Annotated in this window: 16 protein-coding genes; 13 read left to right on the forward strand and 3 right to left on the reverse strand. The window is 62.8% G+C overall.

Going from position 1 to position 16,065, the window contains the following annotated elements:
* Window positions 1-48: 48 nt before the first annotated feature.
* From E4633_RS13255 to hypE, 3 genes are all read left to right on the forward strand, one after another.
* Entirely contained in the window at window positions 49-279 is a 231-nt protein-coding gene (locus E4633_RS13255; protein ID WP_135870782.1) for a HypC/HybG/HupF family hydrogenase formation chaperone, read from the forward strand.
* Window positions 276-1,367, forward strand: a complete 1,092-nt coding sequence (hypD, locus tag E4633_RS13260) for a hydrogenase formation protein HypD (protein WP_135870784.1) — start codon at window positions 276-278, stop codon at window positions 1,365-1,367. Before E4633_RS13255 ends, hypD begins: the two co-directional genes overlap by 4 nt.
* A gap of 68 nt (window positions 1,368-1,435) precedes the next feature.
* Window positions 1,436-2,446, forward strand: a complete 1,011-nt coding sequence (hypE, locus tag E4633_RS13265; protein WP_135870786.1) for a hydrogenase expression/formation protein HypE — start codon at window positions 1,436-1,438, stop codon at window positions 2,444-2,446.
* 54 nt (window positions 2,447-2,500) lie between these two features.
* Here the strand turns inward: hypE and E4633_RS13270 are convergent, their stop codons facing one another.
* Window positions 2,501-2,773 (reverse strand): PilZ domain-containing protein, encoded by a 273-nt coding sequence (locus E4633_RS13270; RefSeq protein WP_135870788.1) that lies wholly within the window; start codon window positions 2,771-2,773, stop codon window positions 2,501-2,503.
* Window positions 2,774-2,977: 204 nt separating this feature from the next.
* On the opposite strand from E4633_RS13270, the gene E4633_RS13275 reads away from it, so the two are divergent.
* Entirely contained in the window at window positions 2,978-4,279 is a 1,302-nt protein-coding gene (locus tag E4633_RS13275) for an aminotransferase class III-fold pyridoxal phosphate-dependent enzyme (protein ID WP_135870790.1), read from the forward strand.
* Window positions 4,280-4,326: 47 nt separating this feature from the next.
* On the opposite strand, the gene E4633_RS13280 is transcribed toward E4633_RS13275, so the two are convergent.
* Complete coding sequence (locus E4633_RS13280) at window positions 4,327-5,172, reverse strand: response regulator (protein ID WP_135870792.1); 846 nt, start codon at window positions 5,170-5,172, stop codon at window positions 4,327-4,329.
* Between the two features lie 136 nt (window positions 5,173-5,308).
* On the reverse strand, window positions 5,309-6,529 hold the full coding sequence (locus E4633_RS13285) for an ammonium transporter (protein WP_135870794.1): 1,221 nt from the start codon (window positions 6,527-6,529) through the stop codon (window positions 5,309-5,311).
* Between the two features lie 238 nt (window positions 6,530-6,767).
* Here E4633_RS13285 and E4633_RS13290 point away from each other — a divergent pair, with 238 nt between their 5' ends.
* The 9 genes from E4633_RS13290 (at window position 6,768) to E4633_RS13330 (ending at window position 16,043) form a co-directional block, all read left to right on the forward strand.
* Window positions 6,768-7,925, forward strand: coding sequence for an acetoin utilization protein AcuC (locus tag E4633_RS13290; RefSeq protein WP_135870796.1), 1,158 nt, complete (start codon window positions 6,768-6,770; stop codon window positions 7,923-7,925).
* On the forward strand, window positions 7,903-8,709 hold the full coding sequence (locus E4633_RS13295; RefSeq protein ID WP_135870799.1) for a hypothetical protein: 807 nt from the start codon (window positions 7,903-7,905) through the stop codon (window positions 8,707-8,709). Before E4633_RS13290 ends, E4633_RS13295 begins: the two co-directional genes overlap by 23 nt.
* A 22-nt stretch (window positions 8,710-8,731) precedes the next feature.
* A complete protein-coding gene (locus E4633_RS13300; RefSeq protein WP_135870800.1) occupies window positions 8,732-9,676 on the forward strand; it encodes a hypothetical protein in 945 nt (314 codons plus the stop codon).
* Between the two features lie 140 nt (window positions 9,677-9,816).
* Complete coding sequence (locus E4633_RS13305) at window positions 9,817-10,221, forward strand: CoA-binding protein (protein ID WP_135870803.1); 405 nt, start codon at window positions 9,817-9,819, stop codon at window positions 10,219-10,221.
* A 296-nt stretch (window positions 10,222-10,517) separates the two neighbouring features.
* On the forward strand, window positions 10,518-11,351 hold the full coding sequence (locus E4633_RS13310; RefSeq protein ID WP_135870805.1) for an ABC transporter ATP-binding protein: 834 nt from the start codon (window positions 10,518-10,520) through the stop codon (window positions 11,349-11,351).
* Complete coding sequence (locus E4633_RS13315) at window positions 11,352-12,359, forward strand: DmsE family decaheme c-type cytochrome (RefSeq protein WP_135870807.1); 1,008 nt, start codon at window positions 11,352-11,354, stop codon at window positions 12,357-12,359. It begins immediately after the preceding gene.
* A 15-nt stretch (window positions 12,360-12,374) separates the two neighbouring features.
* Window positions 12,375-14,660, forward strand: a complete 2,286-nt coding sequence (locus E4633_RS13320) for a hypothetical protein (protein WP_135870809.1) — start codon at window positions 12,375-12,377, stop codon at window positions 14,658-14,660.
* Between the two features lie 101 nt (window positions 14,661-14,761).
* Entirely contained in the window at window positions 14,762-15,640 is an 879-nt protein-coding gene (locus E4633_RS13325) for an ABC transporter substrate-binding protein (RefSeq protein ID WP_246038114.1), read from the forward strand.
* A gap of 16 nt (window positions 15,641-15,656) precedes the next feature.
* Window positions 15,657-16,043 (forward strand): response regulator transcription factor, encoded by a 387-nt coding sequence (locus E4633_RS13330; protein ID WP_135870813.1) that lies wholly within the window; start codon window positions 15,657-15,659, stop codon window positions 16,041-16,043.
* Window positions 16,044-16,065 lie beyond the last annotated feature (22 nt).

Genomic DNA, 16,065 nt, shown 5'->3' on the forward strand with positions numbered 1-16,065 from the left:
ACGACATGTTTTGCTGACGCAGTCAAACGCAACAAAAGGAGTCTGAAGATGTGTGTAGGTGTACCGATGCAGGTGGTCAGCGTTGATGGTGATTTCGCCATGACCGAGGTGGATGGCGTAAAGCGCGAGGCGAGCCTCATGATGCTGGACCAGGAGGTGAAGGTCGGCGACTTCGTCATCGTCCACGCCGGATTCGCCATCTCCAAGCTCGACGAGGAAGAGGCCAGGGCGACGCTCGAATTGATGCGTGAAGTCTATTCGCCGGAGTTGATGGGATGAACTATTCGGACGTTTTTCGCGACAAGGAACTGGTCCAGGGGCTCGCTAAGCGCATCGCCGACCTGACCCGTGGGCGGACCGAGCCGCTGGTCTTCATGGAAGTCTGCGGTACGCACACCAATGCTATCTACCAGTTCGGCCTGAGAAGCCTGCTCCCCCCCGAGGTGCGGCTGATCTCCGGCCCGGGATGCCCGGTCTGCGTTACCCCCAACAGCTACCTCGACCGCGCCATCGCCCTTTGCCGCCTTCCGGACGTGATCATCGCATCTTTCGGTGACATGCTGAGGGTCCCCGGCTCCAGCTCCTCGCTCATGGAGGAGCGCGCCAAGGGGGCAGATATCAGGGTGGTTTACTCGCCGCTCGACGCCGTGCAGCTTGCCGCGAAGAACCCCGACAAGCGCGTGGTGTTCCTCGGGGTAGGTTTCGAGACCACGGCGCCCACCATCGCCGGCAGCATCCTGGCGGCAAAGGCGCAGGGGCTTTCCAACTACTTCGTGCTCGCCTCGCACAAGACCATGCCGCAGCCGATGGCGATCCTCTCCGCTGACCCGGAGCTCCAAGTGGACGGCTACATCTGTCCGGCCCACGTGAGCGCGATCATCGGCGCCGATGCCTACCGTTTCCTGTGCGAGGAGTACAAGGTCCCCTGCGTGGTGACCGGCTTCGAGCCGACGGACGTGCTGCAGGGAGTGGAGATGCTGGTGCGCCAGGCGATCGCGGGCGAGAGCAAGGTGGAGATCCAGTATTCGCGCGTGGTGCGCTGGGAAGGAAACGCCAAGGCTCAGGCGATGCTTGCCGATGTCTTCACCCCATTCGACGCACCGTGGCGCGGCATCGGCGTGCTCCCCGGGAGCGGGCTTAGGATCGCGGATAAATACGCCGAGTTCGACGCCGAACTGGCCATACCTGTGCAGGTAGAGGAGCTCAAGGAGCACAAGGGGTGTCTGTGCGGCGAGATCCTGAAGGGTAAGGTGTCACCCTTCGACTGTCCGCTCTTCGGCGGCAAATGCACCCCCGAGTCCCCGGTCGGCGCCTGCATGGTTTCATCCGAAGGAACCTGCGCCGCCGCCTACAAGTACGGGCGCTAGGCAAACAAACCGTCCGACGTCAGACCAGTCCGACTAGTCCGACCGGTCCGACAGAAAAGGAGAATCTCTTGAACAACGATCTCATCCTCCTTGGCCACGGCAGTGGCGGGAGGCTTTCACACCAGCTTCTGGACGACCTGATCATACCGCAGCTTTCCAGCGTCCCGGTCAAGGGCCAAAACGACGCGGCCCTGCTCAACATCGGCGGCGTCAAGCTGGCCTTCAGCACTGACTCCTACGTGGTCGACCCCATCTTCTTCCCGGGCGGGAACATCGGCGACCTCGCCATCAACGGCACGGTGAACGACCTCGCCATGATGGGCGCCCGCCCGTTGTGCCTCTCGGTCGGCTTCATCCTCGAGGAAGGATTCTCCAAGGAGGAACTCTCCCGTATCCTCGCCTCGATGCGGCAGGCCGCCGACGCAGCCGGCGTCGCCATCGTCACCGGCGACACCAAGGTGGTCCCCAAAGGTAAGGGAGACCGCATCTTCATCAACACCTCGGGGATCGGCGCACTCGAGCATAACCTGCAGATCGACGGCGCCTCGGCGCGTGTCGGCGACAAGATCATCGTCAACGGCTGCATCGGCGATCACGGCATCGCGGTCCTCTCGGCCCGCGAGGGCCTCGAGATCGACAGCGGCATAAAGAGCGACTCCGCTCCGCTGAACGGCCTGGTCACCGGCCTGTTGACGCTCGGCCCCGCGCTGCACGTGCTGCGCGACCCGACCCGCGGCGGTGTCGCCACGACGCTCAAGGAGATTGCCCTGCAGTCGGGCGTCACCGTCACCCTGAATGAGGAGAGCCTCCCCATCAATCCGGGTGTGAAGGGGGTCTGCGCCATTCTGGGGCTCGATCCGCTGTACGTTGCCAATGAAGGTAAACTTCTTGCGCTAGTCGCGCCGGAGAGGGCGGATGAGGCGCTGGAAATCATGCGCCGTCATCCGCTTGGAAGGGATGCTGCCGTCATCGGCGAGGTCACCGAAACCTCGGCAGGCAAGGTGCAGATGGAAACCCTCGTTGGTGGAATGAGGGGAGTGGAGATGCTCGCGGGCGAGCAGCTGCCGCGCATCTGCTAAGGCCCGGTTGCCCCGGGCTGTTCCCCGTTTCAGGTGGGTACTGAGGGACCCTTCTCAGTCGAGAAGGGTCTTCTCAAACTGCAGCCCCATGCCGTGGTCGGTGACACGCACCACCTTGGCCTTCAGGTCGCAGAGCACCTGCGGCGTGAGGGTGTGGTAAATGGTGACGGCGACGGTGTCGTTGAGCTCCAGCCGCCGCGCTGCCGTCACGAAAACCCCCTTCATGCTCAGGTTCTCGACTTCCCCCTCGATGGTCCGCTCCCCTTGGTGGATGTTGGCTTTCGCGTGTAATGCCAGTCTGGCGAAGTTCCTCTTTTCCTTGTACATCGCCCCTCCTTTGTGTCCTGCCCTGGTTTTTTGACCGGCTTTTTGCAAAACAGGCATTAGTGTAATCTAATCTATTTTGTTTGCAAGAACCGCCGAAAAACTTCTCCAAAGCTCCTCTCGATCCCCATCCTTGCAGGCATTCGAGCCGGTGGTACCATCCTTTGTTCATGTGTAAAGCCTAACATATTAACGGAGGGGTGCGCCATGGACGAGGACGAAAGACTGATTCAAAGGGCACAGGCTGTCATCGCGCCGCCGGCGCACCCCTGCTACCCGATCACGATCGGGAATGGGAGGGGGACCGTGGTCACCTCCCGGGATGGACGGCGCTTCCTCGACTTCACATCCGGACTCGCCGCCCTCAACCTTGGGCACAACCATCCCCGGGTGATGGAGGCGGTGCAGCAGCAACTGAAGAGTCATGTCCATGCCGGCGGCATCTACTACAGCGAGGCGACCGTGGCTGCCGCCGAGGAACTGCTCTCCATCGCGCCCGATGGGCTGGACATGCTCTTTTTCGGTAATTCGGGGACCGAGGCGGTGGAGGATGCCATCAAGCTTGCGCACTACACCAGCGGCCGCGAGTCCATCATCGCATGCACCGGCGGCTTTCATGGACGCACCCTGGGTGCTCTTTCCCTCACCAGCAGTTCTTCGGTATGCCGCAGCCGTTACCAACCGCTGCTCCCCTCGGTGTACCACGTCAGCTACCCTGCCTGCCTTATATGTTCGTGCGGCATGAACCCCGAGGCGTGTGGTGACCGCTGCCTCGAGGAAATAGAAAGGCTATTCCAGCACCAGGTCCCCCCGGAGGACGTCTGCGCGATGTTGGTCGAGCCTTTTCTGGGCGAGGGTGGGTACTACCCGGCGCCCAAGAGCTACCTGGAAGGGGTGCGCGGGATATGCGACCGATACGGCATCCTCCTGATTTTCGACGAGGTGCAGTCCGGGGTGGGGAGGACCGGGAGATGGTTCTGCTGCGAGCATGCCAGGGTGCGTCCCGATATCGTGACTGTGGCCGGCGCGGTCGCCTCCGGGTTCCCGCTGGGAGCGGTGCTTGCGCCTGCGGAGCTCATGCGCCAATGGGGTCCACCAGCCCATGGCTCCACCTCCGGTGGTAACCCCGTCTCCTGTGCCGCCTCCCTCGCAACCCTCAGGGTGATCAGGGAAGAGGGGCTGTTGGAAGCGGCGCAGGTGGCTGGTACCCGGATGCTCGCGTCCCTGCAGGATCTCGCCATGCAGAACCCGCGCATTGGCGAGGTCAGGGGGATGGGATGCATGATCGGCGTCGAATTCGTCGACGAGGCAGGGGCGGCTGACGGCAGTCTCTGTCAGGAGATGATCAACAACTGTCTTGGGAAGGGACTGATCCTGATCGGGTGCGGGCTGAGGCGAAACGTTGTGCGCCTGATTCCGCCGTTAAACGTGACCGACGCTGAGCTTAGCGAGGGGATGGCGATTTTCGCGGCCGCGCTGCACGAACTCTCCGGGAAGGTGAGGATGTAGGGTGGGAGCATGACGGTGCCGGTGCCGCCGGGCTGGAAACGGGGGGATCAGGCGGGAGAGGGCGACGGCTGCTGTTCCCGCGCTTTATCAATAATCTCGAAGGCGCGCCTCACGCGCGAGACCACGCGTATCGTCATCATGGGTTTGCCGATGAAGTCGTGAAAACCGGCCTTGAGCGCCCGGTGTTCCTCTTCGGGCGAGGCCTTTGAGGTGAGCAGGATCATCAGCGTCCCCGCGCTCGACGGGTTCGCCTTGACGGCGCGCATGAGTGCGTAGCCGTCCATCCTGGGTGTCGCGGCATCGCACAGGATCAGGTCCGGTTTCTGGGAGAAGGCGATCCTCAGCCCCTCCACCCCGTCGCGCGCCGTGAACACCTGGTAACCCTCCCTCCGGAGCGCTCCCTCCACATCGCTCATGGCGGCAGGGTCATCGACCACGAGGATCTTCATGTCGCCCCCCCCTTGGTCACGGTGGTATTGCCGTTTCACAGCGGCGGCAAGCTCGCCGGGGCGGCAAAGCAACTGGGTTACCCTCACGGAGCCGTGCCGCTCCAGACGCGCCACGGTCTCCCCGTCGAGCGGGTCGCTGACCGCGACAAAGAGCGCACCGTTTTCCAGCCGCAAAGGCAGAAGCGGTCTCGTGATAGCGAGATCCGCCGGCACCAGTGCCAGTAGCTCGGCAGGGAGTTGTCGCGTGAAGAGCCTGGGGACCGTCTCGAGGCCGTACTGCTGCCCCAGCGCGTCCAGCAGCTCGTCCTCGGTCAGCACCCCCATCTCAAGGAGCCCCCCTCCAAGTCTCTTGCCGCAAGTCGCCTGACGCGCCAGTGCCCGCTCCAGGGTCTTTACCGTTATGATGCCGGATCGAACCAGCAACTGTCCCAAGGGTATCTTCATGATAGAGTACGCCTTTGACGGTAATGAGAAGCTTTTAACATCGCAAATAATACATACTTCGCCGGAAATTTCAAAATAAAAAAAAGGAGGCCCGTTTCCGGGCCTCCTGATCTTTCTGAGAAGTGAGACTCAATACCTAGCGGATATGGTCTTCCGGGTACGCGCCGATGCTGTGGATGGAGAGGTCGGCGCCGTTGAATTCTTCCTCCTGGCTTAGCCTGATCCCTACCGTCTTGCTGAGGATGCCGTAGATGACGAAGCCGTTCACAAGGGCGAAGACGATCGCGGAGAGGGAGCCGAGAAGCTGGGAGAGGAAGGTCACCCCGCCGAGGCCGCCGAGCGCCTCGCCGCCGAAGAGGCCCGCGGCGATCCCCCCCCAGGAGCCGATCACGCCGTGCAGCGGCCAAACGCCTAAGACGTCGTCGATCTTCAGCTTTTCCTGCTCGATGTGGAAGCCGTAGACGAAGATGACCGAGGCGACGGCGCCGGTTACGAAGGCGAAGAGCGGGTGCATGATATCGGAGCCGGCGCAGACGGCGATGAGTCCGGCAAGGGCGCCGTTGTGCACAAAACCGGGGTCATTCCTGCCTGCGATGAGGGCCGCGAGCACGCCACCCACCATGGCCATCAGCGAGTTCACCGCGACGAGGCCGGAGATCTTCTCAAGGTGTCCTGCGCTCATCACGTTGAAGCCGAACCAGCCGACGGCGAGGATCCAGGAGCCCAGGGCGAGGAAGGGGATGTTGCTGATCGGGATCGGGTGGGACTTGCCCCTTACGTAGCGCCCCATGCGGGGCCCGAGGATGATGACCGCGGGGAGTGCGAGCCAGCCGCCGATGGAGTGCACCACAACGGAGCCTGCATAGTCATGGAACTCGGCGCCGCCGATGGACTTGAAGATGCCCTGCAGCGCGGAGCAGTTTTGCCCCCAGATGAGGGACTCGAAGAGGGGGTAGGTGAGACCGGCGAAAACGGCGCCGGCGATCACCTGCGGCCAGAACTTGGCGCGCTCGGCGATGCCGCCGGAGATGATGGCGGGGATGCAGGCGGCGAAGCAGAGCAGGAAGAAGTAGTGGGTGATGTCGTACCCCTGGTTGGGACCCAGGAGTTCTTTAACAGGCTTCAGGAAGCTGATGCCGTAGGCGATGGGAAAACCGACGAGGAAGTAGACCACGGTCGAGACGGACCAGTCGGTCAGGATCTTCACGAAGGCGTTCACCTGGTTCTTCTTGCGTACCGTACCCACCTCGAGGAAGGCGAAGCCTGCGTGCATGGCGAAGACCATGACCGCGCCTAACATGAGGAAGAGCACATCGCTGCTGTTTGCAAGACCTGTCATCGTCGACATCCCGTTCATTCCGTTACCTCCGTTGGTAAATGCCCCCCTTCGTTGGAGAACGCCGAGTCATAGCAAGGTCTCTGCCAAATCCATATCTGCTTGGAATTACGTTGGTCGCCTCGCGCGTCTAATGAAAGGGATACCTCACTCTGCCCAATTAATGGGCGACGCTGCCCAAGGGATAGGCAGGATTAACTGTTGACCTGTAAACGGCCAGCGGGTAAATTTGTGCAGAATTTCTGCCGGAGGTGGCTAGTTGTCCCGCAAAACCGCTCTCATCGCCTGCGCAGACCTAAGCGGGTTCTGCTACGGCGAACAGCACCCCTTCAAGGTGCAGCGCTACCGTCTGGCACATGATCTCATGGCGGCGTACGGGCTTCTGGATCTCCCGGGGATGTCCGAGGTGCGTCCTCGGCCGGTAGACGAAAAGGAGCTCCTTGGGGCGCACTCCGCCGAGTACCTGGACCGGTTGCGCGAGTTCAGCGAGGCCCAGGAGCCGAGGGCCGACTTCCGCTACGGCCTTGGCGACGTTGAGAATCCCATCTTTCCCGGGGTTTACGATTGGGCCTGTCTCGGGGTCTCCGGCACCCTGGAGGCGGCGCGCCTGGTGACCGAGGAAGGTTTCGCCGCCGCTTTTAACCTCCTTGGCGGGTATCACCACGCCCAGAAGGGAAGGGCCTCCGGTTTTTCGTACTTAAACGACGCGGTGGTCGCCATCAATTACCTGCGGGAGCGGGGTAAACGGGTGGTTTACCTGGACCTCGACGCCCACCACGGCGACGGTGTCCAGAACGCCTTCTACGATTGCGACCGGGTGCTCACCATCTCGCTGCACGAGAGCGGGGTCTACTTCTTTCCCGGCACCGGCTTCGAGAACGAGACCGGCGAAGGGAGGGGAAAAGGGTACTCGGTGAACCTGCCGCTTCTGGCGCACACCGACGACGCGCTGTTCATGAAGGCCTTCGACGAGGTCGCCTTCCCGCTCATCGCCGCTTTCGACCCGGACGTCATGGTGACGCAACTGGGCGCCGATACCTTCAGGACCGATCCGCTCACGAGGCTCGAGGTCACCACGCACGCCTACTCCTACATCATGAGAAAGCTGCGTGCCCTGGAGATCCCCTGGGTCGGGGTAGGCGGCGGAGGGTACGACCAGATGAACGTCGCCAGGGCCTGGACCATCGCCTGGGGGGTGATGAACGACCGGGAGGTCTCCCCGAGGCTCCCCACCTCCTTCGTGAAGCTCATCGCGCAGCTTGGCTACCCGCACCGGATGCTCCTGGACGCGATGCACTGGGCACAGGATGACGACCGCAACCGTGCGCTCGATGCGGTGGAGAAGAGCATCGCCTACGTGCGCAAACACGTTTTCCCCGTCCTCATTGGCGACTATGGCAAACGACACCTCACATGAGCCGCTCAGGGACCTGGGGGGAAGCCAGCTCTTCTCCCTGAACGACATCAACCGGTTGCCCTCCGCGGAAAAGGAGGCGATCTACCGGTCGCTGCTCCCCGAGCGTCTGCTGTCCATGGTGGCGAAAGGAGGCGGTGAAATCGAGGTGATCGCGCCGGAAGGGCTGCGCTTTCTGCGCCTCGTGACGCGCTGCAGCCCGGGCGACCGGGACCCCGCCTTCATCCTGGACCTGTGCGACACGCATCACGGCCAGATGGAGCTTTCCTACTGCACCATCGCCGACCCGGCGGCGCCGCGCTACGACGTCGACCTGGACGAAATGGGGCGCAACAACCTGTTCGCGACGCTCGGGCGCAACCTCCCCGAGGAGGTGCGGGCCATGGAGGCGGGGCTCTTCCCGAACCAGACCCGGCGCGGCCTGAGGATGTTCGGGGAGTTCCTGCCCCTTCTTGAGCGCCTGGTCGCCCGGCTCGGCATGCAGCTCATCGTGGCCGAGCCCTTGACCTACGACAACGCGATCCGCTACGAGGGGTACGGTTTCGACTACGTGGTGGGAAAGCGCCTCATGCAGGAGATCGACGCCGGGTTCGCCCCGGGGGGCGTGCTGTTTCGGAGGCTGGACGGCTCCACCCCCTTCAGGCGCCCCGGCATGGAGAAGAGCGTCCTCGGGCGCAGCTGGGCGATCCACGACGGCATCATGGACGAGCCGTGGGACGACGTGAGGATCTACAAGACCATCGGCGTGCATGCCGGTGTGGACACGTTCCCGCATCGGGAGCGGTAACAAGGGAAAAGGAGTGCGCTTAATGGAAAGGGATATGACCCCCATCAATGGTGTTACCTACTATCGCCCCCCCTCCGGGAGCGAGGTGAGCGGCCTGGACGGCAAGGTGGTGTTTTCGCTCGGCCCAGAGCCGGTCCCGCTTCTGGACGAGGACTACCGCGCCCTGGGGGGACAGGTGCCCGGGTACGACGCGGTGGGACGCGGCGTCTACCATGCCCTGCGCCAGGATCCCGGGTGCCGCTACTGCGAGCGTTACGCAGAGATGCTGAAGGGGTACCCCCATTACGTCTCCGAGCTCGCGAGCTACATCCTGATGCTCGGCGAGAAGGACGTCGAGGTCCCCTACCTTGAGCGCAGGGTGAAGCTTTTGCGCATCTTCTCGCTCCTCGAGCCGGAAAACGCCCACTTCCCGCTGGAGATCGGCGTCACCCTTCTGGATCAGGCGTGCCGTTTCTCGGCGCTGCACCTTTCCACCGCGGCCCTTTTCAGGGCGGAACAGTACCTGGACCGTGCCCGCGAGCTGGCCGGGGATCAGCCGCGCTGCCTGACCACCCTTGCGGAAGTCTCCTTCCTGCTCGGGAAATACGACAAGGCGGCCTCCTTGTGGCGCGCACTGCTTCCGGAGGTCGAGGAGAAGGCGAAGGCCGAGCTGAAAGCCCGGTTGGAGCGGATCGACCGGGGAGAAGTGCCGCGTGTGCCTGCCGTAGATTACCTGGAGGCGATCGCGGGCGCCATGGCGCTCAGGGAAGAGGGGGGGTACCAGGAGGCGACGGCGATCCTGAACGACGTGATGGCGGACGCCTGGTTCGCGCTGGAGTTCCCCATGGCGGAGATCCCCTACCTCCTCGCGCTTTGCTGCAAGGACCTGGGGGCCGCAGCGGACGCGCGCTTCTACCTGCGTCAGGCGCTCAGGATCAACCCGGAATTCTCCGAGGCGCAGACCGCGCTGGAACAGTTGGAACAGTAGAGACAGCCAAGGAGGCATTATGTTCGGATTCAGCGCGGCAGACTGGATATTCATCGCCGGCGTCATGGGGGTGATCTTCTTCTTCGTCGCCGTGAGCGGGATGCGTAAGCGGTAAAAATACAGCTCTAAGGGAGGTGCTCATGCAGGTTCCTGACATCAAAGAGATCTTGACCAAGTACCGCACCATCGCCGTCGTCGGGCTTTCCCCCGATAGCGGCAAGCCAAGTCACGAGGTGGCCGCCTACCTCAAACGGGCCGGCTATCGTATCATCCCGGTGAACCCCGCGGTCCCCGAGGTGTTCGGTGAGAAGAGCTATGCGAGCGTCACCGAGATCCCGGAAGCGGTGGAGATCGTCGACGTCTTCCGCCGTTCCGAGTTCGTCCCCGAGATCGTCGAGCAGGCGATTGCCAAGGGGGCGAAGGTGCTCTGGCTGCAGGAAGGGGTGGTCCATGAGGAGGCCGCCAAGCGCGCCCGCGAGGCGGGGCTCCTCGTGGTGATGGACCGCTGCATGCTGAAGGAACACGTAAAGACGATGAAACGCTGAAAACCGCGGCGGGCGGGGGGCGTCGCCTCCTGCCCGCCGCCATGCATGTCGCTCAACGACCTGCCCGTCCGCTTCGTATTTCCTGACGTCACTGCCCCCGCCTTCACCGAGCCGGAACAGGGGCTCGGACCTTGTGTAAACGTTAAGTGTGTTCAAATATTCCCCCTTGCCAGCACAGTCACATCTCTGGTAGTATGTGCGCGCTTCTTCGCGACGGCAGATGACAGAATTTACTGGCAAAGCCGGTGTTCTGTGCGGCGCCTCAATCACGCAGAATCGCTCTCAAAAGGATACGGATGTTCGAGAAGCTAAAACACGGCCTGCCCGGCTCCTTCTTTCACCCTGAAAACGGCAATCGCCCCGTCGATTTGCAGGACACCAGGGGCGTCGGGATCAGGATCGACCAACTGAACAAGTCGTTCGGCCCGAATCACGTGCTAAAGGACGTGAACCTGGAAATCCGCGCCGGCGAAACCTTCTGCATCATAGGACCTTCCGGTACCGGAAAGAGCGTCCTTTTAAAGCACATCGTCAAGCTGGAGACCCCGGACAGCGGCGAGATCTACATAGACGACCTGCCCCTGTTCGGCCCGAAGCCCGACTCGGCCGCCAGAGACTACCGCTACAGCATGGTGTTCCAGTCCTCGGCCCTCTTCAACTCCCTGACCGTAGGGGAGAACGTGGGGCTGTGGCTTAGGGAGAAGCGTGTCTGCAAGGAACAGCAGATCCGCGAGATCATCAAGCAGAAACTGGAGATGGTGGGGCTCGTCGGCAAGGAGGAGCTGCGCACCTCGGAGCTTTCCGGCGGGATGAAAAAACGCGTGGCGATCGCCCGGTCCCTCGCCATGAACCCGGACCTGATCCTCTACGACGAGCCGACCGCCGAGCTAGACCCGGTCACCACGGACGAACTCGCCAACACGATCCTGAAGCTCAAGGAAAGCACCAAGAACACCACGGTGATCGTGACGCACGACCTGAACTTCGCGCTCTACATCTCGGACCGGATCGCCATGATGCACGGCGGCTCCGTGGTCGAGATCGGCACGCCGCGCGAGATCAAGAATAGCGAAAACCCGATCGTCCGCGGTTTCATCTACACGACAACGAAGGGGATAAGGGGGGAATAGATGAACGTTCATCCGTTGCGCCGCATGAAAGTCGCGATCCTCTTGGCGCTCGTTCCCCTTCTTTCCGTTTCCTGTGCCGAACTAAAGCAAAGTAAGCCCATCCTCCCCACCCGCGAATACGAGAAGATGATCGTCGGGCGCCTGGACGCCGAGTACGTCGGTACCAGTAACTGCGTCTCCAAGTGTCACGCCCACGACAAGATCAGCGACGACTTCAGCCACAGCCTCCACGGAGAACAGATCAAGCCGGAAACCGGGCTCCCCCTGGTGAACTGCGAGTCCTGCCACGGACCGGGAAGCCTTGCCATCGCGCACCTAAGCGACGACCGCGAGGAGAACACCCGGGAAAAGAGGAAGTGCGACACCTCGAAGTTCCTCGACATCAACCATCTTCCCGCCCAGGCCCAGTCCCTCATCTGCCTCAAATGCCACGCCGCTGCCTCGATCCCCGTGCTGAGCCACTGGAAGGCGAGCGCGCACGCGCTGCACGACGTGAGCTGTTTCGACTGCCACAAGCTGCACCAGGGACCCCAGCAGAAGGTGAGCCCGCAGCAGATGTCCGAGATGTGCTTCACCTGCCATCCCGAGGTCCAGGCGGAGAACTCGCTCTTCTCGCACCACCCCATCCGCGAGAAGAAGATGTTCTGCGTCGACTGTCACGAGGTGCACGGCTCCACGCAGGACCGCCTGCTCAAGGGGAACACCCCGAAGGAGACCTGCACCAGGTGCCACATGGAGAAGCAGGGGCCCTTCGCCTTCGAGCATGGTGACGTGACCGAGAACTGCATGAACTGCCACACCCCGCACGGCTCGGTGAACAACAACCTCCTGAATGCCGCGATGCCGTTTCTCTGCCTGCAGTGCCACTCCGGGCATCTCGCTACGGATACCCCCGGCGGCGGGCTCAAAAAGCTTTACACGAACCGTTGCACCGACTGCCATTCGCAGATACACGGCAGCGACATCCCTTCCCAGGCCGTGACGGGCCGGGGCACCCTGCGGCAGTAAGCGCGAAAGGAGCCGATGGTGAAAACACCGCTTGATCTCGCATCAACCGTACTATCACCGCTGCTTTTGCTGCTCGTGGCAGCGGGGGGCGTCTCCGCGGCGGAACTGGACGCGTTGCCGTCGGGCGACCTCGAGAAGGCAGCCGTATCGGCGAAAGGGACGGAGCCTGCGAAGTCGGTGACTGCGCCCGACGCCGTCGAGCCGGCGCAAAACCCTGCGGCGGAGGAGCCGGGGGGGGATGTGACGGGAAGTACGCCGGAGGGGGCAGGCGTCTCGGCAGCCGAGCCGGCGGACGAAGCGGTTTCCCAGGCGGCCGAGGAACCGGCGTACGTGCCGGAGGACGAGCGCCAGGTGGAAGTGCTGGAAAGAAAGGGGGGCTCGCTCGGCTACAACTTCGTCTTCGGCGAGGACAACCGCGGGCGCGCCCTCGAGTACGGCTTCCTTAAATCCAGCAGAAGCGGGGGACTCTTCTACCGTCACATGGAGAAGGACACGAACCTCGAGCTGGAAGGGTTCTACCTGAACGAGAACGACTACCACGGCGATCTGCTGATGGATTACCGAGGTGACTACCGGCTGCACCTGAGGACGGAGTCGCTCTACCACAACCTGGACCGCGACATCCTCTTCTCTCCCAGCTTCCAGGGGCCCAGGACCGACGCCCCCGGGTCCGCCACCTACAGCGCCGAGCAGCAGGACCCGCAGGCGCACTACGGGGTGAGCGTGGTCCAGGACCGGGCCGACTTCCGCTACCGTCTGCACAACTTCCCGCTGCACCTGAACCTGGGCTACTGGCGCTACACGAAGGAAGGGACCATCCAGCAGCGTTTCGCCGACGCTTCCTTTGAGGGGGAGGCCAACACGGTCTACGCCCGCCCGCGCAGCATCGATCAGCAGATCCAGGAGGGGCGCCTAGGTCTCGACGCCCATCTGGGCCCGGTCGACCTCGTCTACGACTTCAAGATCCGGTACTTCGAGGACCGCCTTCCTACGCCGGTCGCCACCTACACCGCGCGTAACGACATCCACGGGAACCTCGAGCGGCTGGGCGGGGAGCAGCAGCACAACGAGAACCCCGACAGCCGTTTCTTCTCCCACACCCTGAAGCTGCACACCTCCTTGTCCGGCGGTCTTGTCGGCTCCGCTTCCTACAGCGTGGACCAGCGTGAGAACCTCTCCGACCTATCCGACGTGACCGGCGCGCGCCACATGAAGGTGTACCTGCAAAACGCGGCCGGGGACGTCACCTATACGCCGAACCGCGAGTACACCTTCGCCTTGAAGTACCGTCGCCAGGAGCTCGACAACGGCAACCGCGGCGCGCTTTTGAGCGTGAACTTCGCCGATCCGCTCCAGCAAGTCAAAGCTCCCCTTGAGACCACCCGCAATCTCGTCACCGGCACCGTCTGGTACCGGCCGCGGCACGACCTCTCCTTCGTCGGGGAATACCGCGGCGACTTCGTGAACCGTGACAACGTGAGCGATCTCCCTTCGCCTGCCACCTGGGCCCTGCCGGACCACTCCGCGACCCATACCGGCTCGCTCGCCGTCTACTACCGCCCCTTCAAGGGGCTGCGCAGCAGCGCCCAATACAGCTACGCCTCCACCGACAACCCGGCGTACGGCGCGTCGTTCAAAGAGCGCCAGGAGGGGAAGCTCCTTTTGACCTACACCGGCGGCCGTTGGGGAGTCTCCACCCACGCCCTCATCCGCCACGACCGCAACGACGAGGTGGTCCACTTCGTGCTGAATACCCTGGATCCGCTGGACTACAGCGTAATGCCGCTCACCTCGCGCCACGGCAGCAGCGAGAACGCGAACGTGGGCGCATGGTGGATGCCGCTGCCGAAACTGACCGTGGGGCTCAACTACTCCTACCTGCACAGCGAGGTGGAGCAGCCGGTGTTCTTCACCACCGTCGGCGTGGGCAGCGAGGCCGACAGCCAGTTTTCCAGCAGTTCTCACGTCTACACGGTGAACGTCTCCTACGCGCTGGGCGAGCAGTGCGATCTGTCGCTCATGGCCCAGCAGATACGCTCGAGGGCCTCCTTCTCGCCGGCCGGCTTCAGTTCCGCTGCGTACTCGGGCAGCAGCACCGCGGGGATCGGCGGGATAACGGCACAGGACACGGTGATCAGCGCACTTTCCGCCCGTGGGGAGTACCGCTTCTCGCGCGTACTGTCGACGACCCTCGAGTACACGCTCAGGGATTACGACGAGAAGAACAGCCAGAATATCAACTACCAGACGTACAACGGGATGGTGCATGCCATCGTGGCCGGCCTGGCGGCCAAGTGGTGATCGAGGGGTAGCGTATCAAAACTGTCATCCGATCCATACTCCTGCTTTTGCTGTTCTGCTCGGTTCTCCCCGCGTCTGACTCCCGCGCGGCCGGAAAACTGGTGGCGGCGCTCTTGACGTGCGACCTGCCGCGCTACCGTGATGCCCACCGGGCCTTCATGAAGGCGCTGGTGCTGAAGGGGTACGACCAGAGCAACGTGGAGGTCATCACGCAGACACCCAACCCCGATCTCATCTCCTGGTCCAACAGCATCCGCAAGTTCAACGCCATCGGAGCCGACGTCATCGTCGCCTACGGCACCTCGGCCACCCTGGCCGCCCTCAGAGAATCGCAGGACATCCCGATCGTGTACGCCGACGTGTACGGTCCGGTGGAAACCGGCGTTGCCAAAAGCATGGCCTCCAGCGGCCGCAACATCGCCGGGGTGAGCTCCAAGGTCCCGCTCGTCACTTTGATTAGGACCGCCATGGAGGTGAAGCCGATCAGGACCTTGGGGGTCATCTGCGCAAGCCGTGAAGAGGGTGCGATGGCCCAGCTGAAGGAGGCCCGCAAGATCGCCGCCCAGGCCGGCGTGGTGCTGGTAGAAACCAACGTCGCTTCTCCGGCCGGGCTCGACGCCGCGCTCGCCACGCTTTTGGCCACGAGGGTCGACTGCATCTACGTAACGGAATGCACTGCGGGGGGGCGCTTCTTCGAGAAGATCGTGCACCGCGCCCACGAGGTGAAGATCCCGGTGATATCGCAGATGCCGGGGGCAGCCCACAAAGGGGCCCTCATCTCCCTGGAGGCGGATCCCGCGGAACAGGGGCAGGTCGCGGCCGACTACGTGGCGCGCATCCTGAGCGGGAAGAAGGCGTTGCATCTCCCCGTCGTCACGCCGAAGCGGGTCGATCTCATCGTGAACCTGAAGGCCGCCCGACTGCTCGACCTGAACGTTCCCTTCCCGGTGCTCACCGCCGCGACCCGGGTGCTTAAATAGATACATAGAGGTATTGATGGGAAAGATTGTAATCGTGGATGACGATGCGGCATTCGTGGGGACGCTTAAGGACAAGATCCATGCGCTCTACCCGCTGCTCGAAGTGATAACGTGTACCGACCCCTTGCAGGCCCTGGCTGTGCTCAAGAAAGAGCAGGTGGATCTTTTGCTAGTGGATTTGGAGATGCCGACCCTGGACGGGTCAAAGATCTTCAAGTACGCCGTCTCCATCGGCATGGACAAGAACAGGATCGTCATCCTGTCCGGGCGCGACTCGGACTACCTGCACGAGCAGTTCCCCATGGGGACCTGCCTCGCGGTCCTCAACAAGTACGAGGCGAAGCAGAAGGCGGTGCTCGACATGATCTTCAGCTCGATGCACAGAAAGGCCGCGGCCAATTAGAAGAACCTTTCAGGAGCTACAC

The organism is Geomonas terrae (genome assembly GCF_004791675.1).
Classification (GTDB): domain Bacteria; phylum Desulfobacterota; class Desulfuromonadia; order Geobacterales; family Geobacteraceae; genus Geomonas; species Geomonas edaphica.

Bases quoted from the DNA above. Each gene is read 5' to 3' on its own strand.
- hypD (WP_135870784.1), top strand. From the start codon at position 276: ATGAACTATTCGGACGTTTTTCGCGACAAGGAACTGGTCCAGGGGCTC.
- E4633_RS13275 (WP_135870790.1), top strand. From the start codon at position 2,978: ATGGACGAGGACGAAAGACTGATTCAAAGGGCACAGGCTGTCATCGCG.
- E4633_RS13280 (WP_135870792.1), bottom strand. From the start codon at position 5,172: ATGAAGATACCCTTGGGACAGTTGCTGGTTCGATCCGGCATCATAACG.
- E4633_RS13305 (WP_135870803.1), top strand. From the start codon at position 9,817: ATGCAGGTTCCTGACATCAAAGAGATCTTGACCAAGTACCGCACCATC.
- E4633_RS13285 (WP_135870794.1), bottom strand. From the start codon at position 6,529: ATGAACGGGATGTCGACGATGACAGGTCTTGCAAACAGCAGCGATGTG.
- E4633_RS13255 (WP_135870782.1), top strand. From the start codon at position 49: ATGTGTGTAGGTGTACCGATGCAGGTGGTCAGCGTTGATGGTGATTTC.
- E4633_RS13295 (WP_135870799.1), top strand. From the start codon at position 7,903: ATGGCAAACGACACCTCACATGAGCCGCTCAGGGACCTGGGGGGAAGC.
- E4633_RS13330 (WP_135870813.1), top strand. From the start codon at position 15,657: ATGGGAAAGATTGTAATCGTGGATGACGATGCGGCATTCGTGGGGACG.
- E4633_RS13300 (WP_135870800.1), top strand. From the start codon at position 8,732: ATGGAAAGGGATATGACCCCCATCAATGGTGTTACCTACTATCGCCCC.
- E4633_RS13320 (WP_135870809.1), top strand. From the start codon at position 12,375: ATGGTGAAAACACCGCTTGATCTCGCATCAACCGTACTATCACCGCTG.
- E4633_RS13270 (WP_135870788.1), bottom strand. From the start codon at position 2,773: ATGTACAAGGAAAAGAGGAACTTCGCCAGACTGGCATTACACGCGAAA.
- E4633_RS13310 (WP_135870805.1), top strand. From the start codon at position 10,518: ATGTTCGAGAAGCTAAAACACGGCCTGCCCGGCTCCTTCTTTCACCCT.
- E4633_RS13315 (WP_135870807.1), top strand. From the start codon at position 11,352: ATGAACGTTCATCCGTTGCGCCGCATGAAAGTCGCGATCCTCTTGGCG.